This window comes from Bradyrhizobium frederickii (assembly GCF_004570865.1).
Classification (GTDB): Bacteria; Pseudomonadota; Alphaproteobacteria; order Rhizobiales; family Xanthobacteraceae; genus Bradyrhizobium; species Bradyrhizobium frederickii.
The window spans coordinates 102,769-114,895 of sequence record NZ_SPQS01000011.1 but is presented as its reverse complement, the minus strand read 5'-3'; the positions used below and the strand labels follow the sequence as shown (position 1 = coordinate 114,895).

9 protein-coding genes are annotated in these 12,127 nt (G+C 62.9%); 3 read left to right on the top strand and 6 right to left on the bottom strand.

The genetic code is table 11. From position 1 onward, the window contains the following. Positions 1-20 precede the first annotated feature (20 nt). From fabI to E4K64_RS20395, 5 genes are read right to left on the bottom strand one after another with little or no spacing between them, the layout of a single operon-like run. Entirely contained in the window at positions 21-809 is a 789-nt protein-coding gene (gene fabI / locus E4K64_RS20415; protein ID WP_135165122.1) for an enoyl-ACP reductase FabI, read from the bottom strand. Then, positions 806-2,020 (bottom strand): acetate/propionate family kinase, encoded by a 1,215-nt coding sequence (locus tag E4K64_RS20410; RefSeq protein ID WP_135165121.1) that lies wholly within the window; start codon positions 2,018-2,020, stop codon positions 806-808. Before E4K64_RS20410 ends, fabI begins: the two co-directional genes overlap by 4 nt. Before the next feature lie 5 nt (positions 2,021-2,025). Next, on the bottom strand, positions 2,026-2,988 hold the full coding sequence (locus E4K64_RS20405) for a phosphate acetyltransferase (RefSeq protein WP_135165120.1): 963 nt from the start codon (positions 2,986-2,988) through the stop codon (positions 2,026-2,028). Between the two features lie 29 nt (positions 2,989-3,017). Beyond that, a complete protein-coding gene (locus E4K64_RS20400) occupies positions 3,018-5,237 on the bottom strand; it encodes a DUF3141 domain-containing protein (RefSeq protein WP_135165119.1) in 2,220 nt (739 codons plus the stop codon). 58 nt (positions 5,238-5,295) lie between these two features. After that, positions 5,296-6,393, bottom strand: a complete 1,098-nt coding sequence (locus E4K64_RS20395) for an AI-2E family transporter (protein WP_209311977.1) — start codon at positions 6,391-6,393, stop codon at positions 5,296-5,298. Between the two features lie 148 nt (positions 6,394-6,541). On the opposite strand from E4K64_RS20395, the gene E4K64_RS20390 reads away from it, so the two are divergent. From E4K64_RS20390 to E4K64_RS20380, 3 genes are all read left to right on the top strand, one after another. Continuing rightward, positions 6,542-7,063, top strand: a complete 522-nt coding sequence (locus tag E4K64_RS20390) for a GNAT family N-acetyltransferase (protein WP_135165118.1) — start codon at positions 6,542-6,544, stop codon at positions 7,061-7,063. Between the two features lie 79 nt (positions 7,064-7,142). Beyond that, positions 7,143-8,756 (top strand): MASE4 domain-containing protein, encoded by a 1,614-nt coding sequence (locus E4K64_RS20385; protein WP_135165117.1) that lies wholly within the window; start codon positions 7,143-7,145, stop codon positions 8,754-8,756. A 300-nt stretch (positions 8,757-9,056) separates the two neighbouring features. Next, the gene (locus E4K64_RS20380) at positions 9,057-10,493 is read left to right on the top strand and encodes an FAD-binding oxidoreductase (protein ID WP_235884719.1); all 1,437 of its coding nucleotides are present in this window, start codon (positions 9,057-9,059) and stop codon (positions 10,491-10,493) included. A gap of 179 nt (positions 10,494-10,672) precedes the next feature. Here E4K64_RS20380 and E4K64_RS20375 read toward each other — a convergent pair whose 3' ends face one another. Further along, positions 10,673-11,995, bottom strand: coding sequence for an NAD(P)/FAD-dependent oxidoreductase (locus E4K64_RS20375; RefSeq protein WP_135165116.1), 1,323 nt, complete (start codon positions 11,993-11,995; stop codon positions 10,673-10,675). Positions 11,996-12,127 lie beyond the last annotated feature (132 nt).

Genomic DNA, 12,127 nt, shown 5'->3' with positions numbered 1-12,127 from the left:
GACAGCAACAAGCCCGCGCCTCAATCGATGATGTGATAGCCGCCGTCGATGTAGAGCACGCCGCCGGTGATCAGCTTGGCGCCGTCGAGTGCGAGGAATGCCGTGGCATTACCGACATCTTCGATGCTGACGAGGCTGCGGGCCGGCGCGGTGGACTGTGCCTTGTCCATCAGATCGTCAAACTCGGGGATTCCCGACGCGGCTCGCGTGGCGAGCGGCCCGGGGGAGATCGCGTGGACACGGATGCCCTTCGGACCAAGCTCGGCTGCGATGTAGCGGACGGCGGCTTCAAGAGCGGCCTTGGCCACGCCCATCACGTTGTAGTTCTTCACGACCATCTGGCTGCCGTAATAGGTCATGGTGAACATCGTTCCGCCATTCTTCATGAGTGGCTCGGCAAGATGTGCCATCCGCATGAACGACCAGCATGAGACGTCCATTGTCTTGAGGAAGCCATCGCGGCCGACGTCGACGACACGGCCGTGCAATGCTTCCTTCGGCGAGAAGGCGATCGAGTGCAGCAGGAAATCGAGTTGCCCCCATTCCTTCTCGATGCGCTCGAATACCGCCTCAGTCTGCCCCTCGACCATCACGTCCATCGGCATGAAGATCGGCGCCTCCAGCGCCTGCGCCAAGGGCTCGACGTGCTTTTTGGCCCGATCGTTCAGATAAGTCACCGCGACCTCGGCGCCGAGAGCGCGGAACGCCCTGGCGCATCCCCACGCGATCGACTGATCATTGGCGATACCGACGATGAGGCCCTTCTTGCCCTTGAGGGCAACCTTGCTGTCCGGGAAAACGGGAATCATGACACCCTCTTGGTTCTGGAATCGTGCGATTTGCCGTTCATCAGGAGCGCCAGCGTGTGCTGCGCAATCATCAACTCCTCGTCTGTCGGCACGACGTAGACGGGAATGGCGCTGTCGGGACGCGATATCAGTCGGGCGTGACGCGCATTCTCGCTTGCATTCAGCGCAACGCCGAACCAGCCGAGGTGATCCGCAACGCGCGCGCGGATGCCAGCGGAGTTCTCGCCAATGCCGGCGGTGAAAACGAAGGCATCCAGACCCTGCAGGGCGGCGGCGAGCATGCCGGCATTGAGCCCGATCCGATAGACGAAACAATCGATCGCCAGTTTTGCGTTGAAGCTGTCGCTGGCTTCGAGCTCGCGCATGTCGTTGCTGATGCCGGACAAGCCTTTCAACCCGCAATCGCGATAGAGAAAATCCTGGACCTTCGCGACGGACAGCCCCTTCTCCGACATCAGGTAAAGCACGACGCCGGGATCGAGCTGGCCGGGCCGCGTCCCCATCGGAAGCCCATCCAACGCGGTGAATCCCATGGTGCTTTCGACACTCTGTCCGCCCTTGATGGCACACATCGATGCGCCGCTGCCGAGATGGGCGACAATGATCCGCCTGGTCGCGATCTCAGGGGCAATCTGGGGCAGCGTTTTCGAGATATATTCGTAGGAAAGCCCGTGGAAACCGTACCGCCGCACGCCTTCCGAATGAAGCTGATGCGGGATTGCGTAATGGTCCGCGACCGCACTATGCGTGCGATGAAACGCCGTATCGAAGCAGGCGACCTGGGGCAGCTTCGGAAAGTTGACGAGGATCGAGCGGACTGGAGCCAGATTATGCGGCTGATGCAGCGGTGCCAGCGTGACCAGGCGATCGAGACGTGCCACCACGCCATGATCGATCAACACCGGCCGGTCGAACTCCGCGCCGCCGTGCACGACGCGATGCCCGACTGCAAGCGGATTGACCTGCATCTCGTTCCGCAGCCAATCGCCCGCGACCTCCATCGCGGCCGGAACGTTTGCCACCGCCTCGATCGGATAGCAGCGGTCGGCCAGCGAATCGCCGTTTGCACCACTGGCCCGCAGGCGCGGCCGGGTGCCGATGCCATCCATCTGGCCTTTGATCTGACGGCGAAGAGTGCCTTCGCCCTCGACCGAATAGACCTGGAACTTCACACTCGATGAGCCGGCGTTGACGACAAGGATCGTATCCATGGCGATCACGCGGCAATCGTTGGCGTTTTCAGTCGTCTCGCGTTGGCGTAAAGCGCGGCGACCGCGCAGGAGGCCATTCGTGCACGTGGCGAGTCGGCGCGCGAGGTCAGGACAACCGGCACCCGGGCGCCAAGCACGATACCCGCACCATCCGCCTTGGCAAAATAGGCGAGGTTCTTCGCCAGCATGTTGCCGGCCTCGAGATCGGGAACGACCAGGATCTGCGCCCTGCCCGCAACGTCCGACTTGATGCCCTTGATGCGCGCCGCCTCCGGATCGATCGCATTGTCGAAGGCCAGCGGACCATCCAGCAGTCCGCCGGTAATCTGGCCGCGATCGGCCATCTTGCAGAGCGCCGCAGCCTCGATGGTCGACGGAATCTTGGAAGTGACGGTCTCGACGGCGGAGAGGATGGCAATTCGAGGCAGCTTGCCGAAGCCGGTCTGCGTGTAGAGGTCGATTGCGTTCTGGATGATATCGCGCTTGGCATCGAGATCCGGGAAGATGTTGATGGCCGCGTCCGTCACAAAGATGGTCTCGGCATAGGCTGGCACGTCCATGACGAACACGTGGCTGATGCGCCGATCGGTGCGCAGGCCGCCGACCTTCGCTGTTACGGCACGCATCAACTCGTCGGTGTGCAGGCTGCCTTTCATCAGCAATTCGCCTCTGGCGGCATGAATGAGTTCGACGCCCTTCGCTGCCGCGGCGTCGCTGTGCGCGGCATCGACGATCTCGTATCCGGAGATATCGACGCTGAACCTCGCGGCCGTCTCCCTGATCTTGCTAGCAGGCCCAACCAGCACCGGCGCGATGATCCCAGCCTGGGCGCTCTCGACCGCGCCGCGGAGCGAGGTCTCGTCGCATGGATGCACCACGATGGTGGGGGCGGGCGACGCCGCTCTGGCTGCAGCGATCAGCCGATCATATTTGCTAGGAGACTGTGCCGGTCTCGTATCGGCTGACATGATATCGCCCTCCATCCTTCCGATATGCGCTAGGACGCCCTCGCCTTGGGGTCGAAAGGGGCAACTTTCGACGTTGCCTCTCCCGAATCCACGCCGAACAGATCGGCAATGCGCTTCAGGCGGTCTGCACGTTCGCCGGAAATCGCCTCGCTGGCCGACAGCACCTCGCGGATGGCGGCAAACACTGCACGCCTTTGCTTCAAGTCGTCGGGCAGCAGCTTGGGAATCGCAGCCAGCGTTGCGTCCCTGTCCAGCAGCAGCATGAAGAACTGCTCACGCACCAGCGTCTTGAACTCGGCAAGCGTCATACGCGCGCCGCCATGTTCGCGGCGAACCTGGCGCAAGGCCTCGATGCTCCGCTCGTCGACCATGCCTCGCGCCGAGCCCACGTAAAGGAGCGCGCGCAAGGCCGCTTCGCGGAGTCCGCCCTCACCGATTTTCGCCTTCAATTCGGCGATCCGCTGCTTGAGCATGGCGCGGTGTTCGGGCGACATCTCCCGCCGGCGTGATGGCTCGGACGTTGGATCGACCCCGACAGCCGCCTGCAAGAGAGGCGAACCGTAGACGTTGAGGAAGATCGCTTCGCTGAGCGCCTCCTGCGAGTCGCGCCAGCTGTCCAGCACGTGCACGATCTGCTTGGACATCTGCTCCTGGAACGCCAGGAACGGATTGTCCTTCGCGACAGGCTTGCGATTCTCCTCGATCTCCTCTGCCGCGGACTTCACCATGGCCATCCAGGGATTCTGGCTGCTGAGCGCTTCATACTGGAGGCGCAGCGGATGCAGATTGCGCATCGCTTCGGCCAATTGCGGCGACGTCATGCTCTTGACCCAGGGCTGGACGAATTTCTGGTAGGCAGCAAGATTGAGTTCCGAAACGCGCTTGGCAGCCGCGAAGCGTCGCTCGTCCTCGGGCGAATTGCCGCCCATGGCGCGGATATCGTCGAGCGTGCGCGCCTCGCAGCGCATGACCCATTGGCCGACGACGAGATCTGAACTCGTGGTCTCCTCGTCCTTGGCTTCGAACGTCGCCTCGTAGAGCCCCGGCGGCAGCACGTCGATCAGGTCGATATTGCTGGAGAATTCGGCATGCTCCTTCTTGGCGACACCGCCGGAGACGAAAATGCCGAGGTGCCCGATGCTCTCGTGAACCGTGTAGACGATGGTCTGCCCGTAAGCCCTGATCTCATCGACGTCGGCATAGCAATCGAGGATCCAGTGCAGCGCTTGCTGCGGCGGCGTGACGTTGTCGCCCTTGGAGCAAAACACCAGGATCGGCGACCTGATGTTGCGCAAATCCACCTTGCGGCCGTCGGACATCTCGATCTTGCCCGCCGCGAGATTGTTGCCGACGAACAGCTCGTCGACAATGAACTGGATCTCCTCGGCGTTGAGATTGACGTGCCCGCCCCACCAGCGTTCGAACTCCAGGTAGCGGTCGGCTTCGGTGTCGACCTTGGAATAGACGTTGTATTGCTTGGTCCAGAGCGTATTCGAGGGATTTTGGCTCTCGAAGTTCTGCACCAGCCACGCGCCGTCGAACTTGCCGGCGCCGAGATCGCTGGTCAGCGCCGTCAGCCAGCTTCCACCAAGCAGGCCACCGGCATAGCGCATCGGATATTTTCCGTGCACGCCAGCCCAGTAGGCGAGCGGGGCCCCGGCAATAATCAGCGGACCGAACAATTCCGGCCGTAGCGAGGCCAGGATCATGACGGCCCAGCCGGCCTGGCAATTGCCGATCACGCACGGCTTGCCATCGGCCTGCGGATGCAGGCTGATGACTTTCTCCACGAACAGCGCTTCAGCTCGCGCGATCCGCTCGATGGTCTGTCCCGGCATCGGCTCCGGCAGGAAGCCGACGAAATAGCAGGGATGCCCGGCCTTCATCGCGACGCCGATTTCGCTGTCCGCCTTGAAGCCGCCGATGCCCGGACCGTGGCCGGCGCGCGGATCGACCACGATGAACGGCCGGCGCTCAAGATCGAGTTCCACCCCCTCCGGCGGGATGATGCGCACCAGCGCGTAATTGACCGGCTCGTCGAGCTTGCGGCCGTCCATGATCAATTCGGCAGCATATTGCAGCACATGCGGCGCAGTCTGCGCGACGTGCTCGCGGTACTGGTCGCCGCGCTGGCGCATGATGTCGAGAAACAGCACGCTACGCTGGCCTGCATCGACCATGTATTCGACAGCGGAGGCAACGACCCCGGACAGCGGACCGCCGGGCAGGCTTGGGATTTCCATCGACATTTCGGACCTCATCACCGCGCGGCTTGATCCAAGGCGCTCGGGGACGGCCGACGTTGATTTAGGTCAACGTTCGGGGGACTGCATGCCGCGCCGGGCTGGTGCGGCCGGTCCCGATCCAGGCCACCGCAAGTTCCCAGGCCACCGACAGGATGATCGGTCCGATGAAAAGACCGATGATCCCGTGGCCCAGGGTGCCGCCGATCACGCCGATGAGGATGACGAGCGTCGGCGTCGTCAGGCCGCGCCCCATCACCATGGGCTTCAATATATTGTCGAGAATGCTGACCGCGCCGAGGAACAGCGTCAGCAGCACGGCCGTGGAGACGTCCTTGTCGGTCCAGATCCATATGATCACCGGGAGCACGACGAGGGCGGCGCCGATCTGGACAATCGAGAGAAGCAGCACCACGAGCGCCAATAGGCCGGCAATCGGGATGCCCGCCAACTTGAAACCAATACCGGCCAGCAGCGCCTGGATGACGGCGATGCCGATCACGCCTTGTGCTACCGCGCGAATGGTGGCACCTGCCAGATCCAGAAAGTGCTCGCTCTGCTCGGGTACGATCCGCGACAGAAAGCCCCTGCCTGCCGCGACCAGCTGCGCCCCATACGGGAAGATGAATCCGGCGACCGCGACCGAGAGCAGAAACTTGATCGTGCCTACGCCGGCATCGCCTGCAAGGCCGAGCAACGTTCCGGCAAACGGCTTCAGATATGGTGCGATCATTTGCAGAACCGGTCGCAGATTGGTCGAGGCCTGATCCCAGAGCTCGTAAAACTGCGTCCCGATCAGGGGCCAGCTCTTGATCGCCTCGGGCGGCGAGGGAACCGCCAGTTCGCCGACCGCCAATTGAGCTGCAAAATCCTTGATCCCGTCCACCGCGCCGAGGCCGAGCCAGGCTGCCGGCCCAATGACGACGGCGAAATTGGCCGCCGTGAGAATGGTCGCCGCGAGCTTCGGGCGGCCGCCCAGCAGCTTGGCGAGCAGGACGAAGGCTGGATTGAGCGCGACCGCGAGCACGAGGGCCCAGACCAGAATCGTCACGAACGGGCGGACCAGGTAGAACGTCCAGAAGATCAACAGCGCGAGTAAGCCGAGCCGGATCACCAGCTGGATCACGTCCTCTCCGGTGAGAAGCTGGCGAAGTGTCTTCACGGACGTGCCTCCTGTGTGGCCGGCGGACAAGCGTAGCCGGCGCGGTTGCGCTGCGATCTTGATCTGGATCAAGCGAGCGAAGCCCAAGGAGCGACCTGATGGGAGGACGCCGGACACGATCGAAGCCGGCCTACGGCACGAGAACGCGATGTCCGACATTGGTCAATATAGCGCAAGCGAGCACTTGCGTGACGGCAATCTGATCGAGGTCCGCGCCCTTCGGCCGGACGATGAGGCCGGCATGCTCGCCGCGTTGGAGGCAACGGGGGCGCAGTCATTGCAGCGCCGGTTCTTTACGACGAAGCGGCACTTCTCGGACAAGGAGCGCAGCTTCTTCATGAACGCCGACTTCAAAAGCCACGTTGCGCTAGTCGCCGTGGCCGACGCAGCAGGCAAGAGCGCCATCGTCGCTGGCGGGCGCTATATCGTTTTCGAACCAGGGCGGGCCGAAATGGCCTTCGTGGTGATAGACGCCTGGCAGCGGCGCGGCGTCGGCTCACTCCTGATGCGTCATCTTGTCAAGCTGGCTCGCGGCGCCGAGTTACGGCAGCTGACCGCGGAGGTGCTGCCGGACAACGCGCCGATGCTCAGCGTCTTCCGCAAGTTTGGCTTTAGTCCAATCGCCAGTGGCGATCCTGGCCTGGTGCATCTCGTTTTAACGCTCGGGTAGGAAACTGGCCACTTGACCCTCACGCTCAACTCGTTCTCACTGGCGGAGGCCGACCGGTTAATGTCATTGGGCTTCCTCCATGCCGGTAGATTCTCCTCACGACTTCCCGCTCGTGATCTCGTCGATGCCTCCGACGCGCCAGCAGCGGGTCGCAGCTTCGGCTGCTGCGATCATCCTGCTCGTGATCGCCGTGCTGGTTGCTCCGTTCGCCCACCTTCAGCTCGCACGGATCGACGTGTTCGTTCCGGTACTCCAGACGGTTCTGAGCCTGGTCGACCTGCTCACGGCGATCCTTTTATTTGCACAATACGCGATTCAGCCCCACAGGGCGCTGCTTGCCGTGGGCAGCGCTTACATCTTCAGCGGCGCCATGGCCTTTCTGCAGACGCTGACCTTCCCCGGCGGCTACGGGCCCGCCGGCGTGATCGGCGACGGCAACAACAGCCCCGCCTGGTTCTTCGTGCTGTGGCATACGACTTTTCCTCTCTGCATCATGGCTTACGCCTTCCTGAAGGACGAAAAGCCGACCTCTCGAATTGCGCCGGCGAAGAGCCTCGCGATGACGATCTGCGGCGTGGTGGCGGCGATTGCTGTGCTGGCCTGGCTGGTGACGGCAAACGTCGCACTGCTGCCGCCATTTTACACGGGCAGCATCACGCAACAGACGCGGTTCGGAAACCAGATCAACATTGCGCTGTGCCTGCTCGGCGCGATTACGCTCGCCGTGCTGTTTGTCCGCCGACGCACGATTCTCGACCTCTGGTTGATGGTGACCTTGCTGGCCTGGATTCCGAATTTCCTGGTCGCGGCGGTCGCGAGCTCGGTCCGCTTCTCCCTGGGCTGGTATGCCGCGCGTGGCTTCGCACTCGTCGCGAGCTCACTGCTGTTGAGCGTGCTTCTGACGGAAACGGCATTGCTCTACTCGCGCCTCGCCAGCGCGTTGACGATGCTGCGACGAGAAAGGGGCAACCGGCTCATGAGCATCGACGCGGCCACCGCGGCGATCGCCCATGAGATCAGATCGCCATTGGCGTCGATTCCGCTAAACGTCGAGGCCGCGCGCCTGCAGCTTGGTATGGAGCCTCCAGACTTGGCCAACGTCGATGTCATTCTGCAGGACATCGAGACGGCAAGCCTGCGGGTCAATGCAACGATCTCGAGCGTCCGAGAGCTGTTCAAGGGCTCAGGGACCGTTACGACTACCATCCACGTGGAAACCGTTGCGCTGCAAGTATTGCGCCTCCTCGAGCACGAGCTGCAACTCCACAAAATTCAGGTCGCGGCGAATTTTTTCACACCGGGCCACTATGTGCACGCAGACCCCACGCAGGTTCAGCAGGTCATTCTCAACCTGGTGAAAAACGCGATCGAGGCAATGAGCCCTGCATCGGGCAGGCGGGAATTGACATTGTCCTCACGGTCCGAGCGCGGCTCTGCGCTCCTGATCGTCCAAGATACAGGACCCGGTGTTGCTCCCGCGGATCAAGAGCGAATATTCGAACCGTTCTTCACCACGAGGCCAAACGGCATGGGTCTGGGCCTCGCGGTCTGCCGAACGCTTCTCGAAAGAGCGGGCGGCAAGTTGGTTCTTGCTCGATCAGGCCCCGAAGGGTCGATCTTTGAGGTCAGACTTCCCCTCGCACAGCATGAATTCAGCGCGTCCAAGCTCGATCCGGGGCGGGACCTGGCATAGGCGAGGTCTCGGTTGTTCTCGACCTGTTTCGACGGTTGTCGAACGAGGCGATTCCGCCGCCCCTTGCGGCATAGATCTCGTCGCGACAGGTGCTCCCACCGCTAGCCCCGCAGTTCGCTAAAGGTCCCCTCCTCTCAGCGCCGATGTGTACCGCGAAGAAGGCGCTCACCACGAGGCCGGGCGGTGCAAACTACCGCCAACCGCGACATTTCAGCATCGACTTCTTCGGAAGCGCCGACGTACGGCAGGCAATGCCGCAGCAGCGCGCAAAAATGATTAAGTGCCAATCGGGAGCTGATAATGGTCCAGTCAATACACGTTCAGGCGTTTCGTGATGTTCTGGACAGCGGGGGCGTCGTTGAGGACCCGGAGCGGATCGTCGCCTACACAACGGATCAACGCCAGCTCTTCTCCGGGTCCACATTTGCAGTGCTGAAGCCGACGACGACGCAGCAAGTCGCCGACATCGTGCGGCTGGCGGCGCACCACGGTATCGGAATCGTTCCGCAGGGCGGCAACACCAGCTACTGCGGAGGCGCGACCCCGGACGCCTCCGGACGGCAGATTATCGTGAGCCTCGAGCGGATGGACAGGATTCGCGAAGTCGATCCCGTCTCGATGAGCATCTCTGTGGACGCCGGCGCCATCCTGAAGAACGTACAGGACGCCGCGGCGGCCGCCGGACTTCTGTTGCCGCTCAGCCTCGGTGCGGAAGGCAGTTGCCGGATCGGCGGCAACATCGGGACGAATGCCGGCGGGTTATCGGTCGTCAGGTACGGGATGACGCGCGATCTGCTGCTCGGAATTGAGGCGGTGCTATCGGACGGCACGGTGGTCTCCGACATGCGCAAGCTGCGGAAGAACAATACCGGCTACGACGTCAAACAATTCTTCGTCGGAAGCGAGGGAACTCTCGGCGTCGTCACGGGCGCAGTGCTGCGTCTGGCGCCCTTGCCGACCCGCCGCGCGACTGCCTGGCTGAAGCTCGCGCGGGGCGCGCCGCTCGCCGAGCTTCTCGCCCTGATCCGTCGTGAATCCGCGGACCTGCTGACCGCATTCGAGTTCATGGCGGCCCGATCGATCGCGCTCGCGACCGATGCAATGACCGACCCGCCCTCCCTTCGAGCAGGCCCAGAAGGCGCCGTGCTCGTCGAGTTCGCCTCTTCCTCACGTCATCTCGATCTCGACGAACTGATGGAAGCCGTTTTGGCCGAGGCGATCGAGTCCGGTTGGATCGAGGACGCATTCCTGGCGCAGAGCGGATCGCAGCGGACCGCGATGTGGCGGCTGCGCGAGACCATCCCCGAGGGTGAGAAACGGCGGAACGGGTCAGTCAAGCACGACATTTCGGTACCGCTTTCTTCCATTCACCGCTTTCTGGAATTGGCCGGCTCGCAGGTGCGATCGTATGATGCCGAGCTTGAGCTGTCCGTCTACGGCCATGTCGGCGACGGCAATCTGCATTACAACGTGCTCGTTCCTGCCGGCGCCGACCGGTTGGAGTTTACCAAGCGGGTCGAAGGCAGCCTGTCGCTGCAACTCTACGACACGGCCGCGGCGCTCGGCGGCACGTTCAGCGCGGAGCACGGCGTCGGTCGGTTCAAGAAGCACCTACTGGAGCGGTATGGCGATCTCGGACGCATCGCGGCGATGCGCCGGATCAAGACCGCCTTTGATCCGGCGGACATCATGAACTCAGGCGCGATCGTTGGTCCGTTGGGAGAGCAGTCTTCCTGATTGAACCATCGGCCGGCGAGTTGGTGATGCTTTGGTCAGGCCCAAACGTGGGTCCTCGGCTGATGCACCTCGATCAGCCAAACCGTCTTGTCCATAAAGAAAGAGCCACTCCGAAGGAGTGGCTCAAGTTGGGGAGGAAACGCCAGGGTGCGCGTCAGGACTGAGTTCCGGCTCGATGTTCAGATGGCGGCGATGTCCAGCTTCGAGCCATCGACCAGACGTGACAGCCGGAACGGTGTGGGATCGACGCTAGGCGTGTCATTGACGACAAGCTCCGCAGCCAGATAGCCGAGCCCCGGGCCCAAACCGAAGCCGTGACCCGAGCAACCCGCCGCGAGGACGAGGCCTTCCACCCCGTCCACCTGCGACACCACGGGCACTGCGTCCGGCGTGCAATCGACGAAGCCGCCCCAGGCGCTATCGATCTTGATTTCGCCGAGCTGGGGGAAGGTTTTCCGGACACTCTCCACCACTTGGCTCACCAGCCATTTCAAGGGAGGAGGATCCAGCACGCGATTCTGTTCGAAGATCCGATCGTCGTTGGTCAGCAGCGCTGGCATCGAATCCGGCCCCGAAACGAACGATCGGCCGACGCCGAGCCTGACGTTCTTCAGCCGGCGCAAGAACTGCGGCATGAATTCCCGGCTATACCGGATCGCCTGGGGTGTGATTTCGAGGTTCGCCTTGCCGCTGATCGCAAGCGTGTAGCTGCCGTCCAGTCGGCGCGTGATCGTGCAGTAGGGTGTCGAGACCGCCTCGCCGATATTGATCGTGGGGGTGGAACGCAGCGCGGTCTGCCGGATGCTCGCTTGGGGGAAGCTGATCCCGAGCGGCCGAAGGAAGCGCGAGGACCAGGCGCCGGCGGCGCACAGCACCGCGCTGGTTCTGATGTAGCCCTTCTCCGTGTGCACGCCCGCGATCTTGCCATTGGCCAAGTCGAGCGCGCGCGCGGCGCATCCCTGGTGGATCGTGGCGCCCAGCACTCTGGCCGCATCGGCGATAGCCGGCGCGGCGAGCGCAGGTTCGGCCTTGCCGTCCCGCTCCGAATAGGTCCCGCCGACCCATTTGTCGCGTGCTTCGGGGACTCGCTCGGCCACTTCCGCCCGGCTCAGCACGCGGGTATCGACGTCGTACTCCCGGGCGACCTCGCGCCACTTTTCCCAGCCGGCGAGCACAGCCTCGTCATGGGTCGCATAGACGAGACCGCAGCGTCGAAATCCAAGATCCCGATTGATATCGCGCGTGAGCTCGTCCCAGAGCCGCATGGAGAGCACCGATAGCGGCAGTTCGCGCCGGTCGCGGTTCTGCTGGCGGCACCAACCCCAGTTTCGGCTCGATTGTTCACAGGCGACGTGGCCCTTCTCGAGGAGCGCCACGGAGAGGCCGCGCTTCGCCAGGTAATAGGCGGCCGTGGTGCCGAGGATGCCGCCGCCGACGATGACGACATCGGACTCGGCCGGAAAACGCTCATCGCTGTGAATGCGCTCGACGTGGGGCGACATGTTCCAACGAACCTTGGCTGCCAAGAATGCGGAAGCAAAGTTCCGATCAGCCCTTCATCGCACGATGCACCCGATAGAATGTGCTGAAATCATCCAGGACTTCGCAAGATGTTCGGGTTTTTGGCCGCTTGA

What these genes read in the sequence shown, in the direction of transcription:
- E4K64_RS20390 (WP_135165118.1), top strand. Translation starts at nt 6,542, where the DNA reads ATGTCCGACATTGGTCAATATAGCGCAAGCGAGCACTTGCGTGACGGC.
- fabI (WP_135165122.1), bottom strand. Translation starts at nt 809, where the DNA reads ATGATTCCCGTTTTCCCGGACAGCAAGGTTGCCCTCAAGGGCAAGAAG.
- E4K64_RS20375 (WP_135165116.1), bottom strand. Translation starts at nt 11,995, where the DNA reads ATGTCGCCCCACGTCGAGCGCATTCACAGCGATGAGCGTTTTCCGGCC.
- E4K64_RS20410 (WP_135165121.1), bottom strand. Translation starts at nt 2,020, where the DNA reads ATGGATACGATCCTTGTCGTCAACGCCGGCTCATCGAGTGTGAAGTTC.
- E4K64_RS20405 (WP_135165120.1), bottom strand. Translation starts at nt 2,988, where the DNA reads ATGTCAGCCGATACGAGACCGGCACAGTCTCCTAGCAAATATGATCGG.
- E4K64_RS20400 (WP_135165119.1), bottom strand. Translation starts at nt 5,237, where the DNA reads ATGTCGATGGAAATCCCAAGCCTGCCCGGCGGTCCGCTGTCCGGGGTC.
- E4K64_RS20385 (WP_135165117.1), top strand. Translation starts at nt 7,143, where the DNA reads ATGCCGGTAGATTCTCCTCACGACTTCCCGCTCGTGATCTCGTCGATG.
- E4K64_RS20380 (WP_235884719.1), top strand. Translation starts at nt 9,057, where the DNA reads ATGGTCCAGTCAATACACGTTCAGGCGTTTCGTGATGTTCTGGACAGC.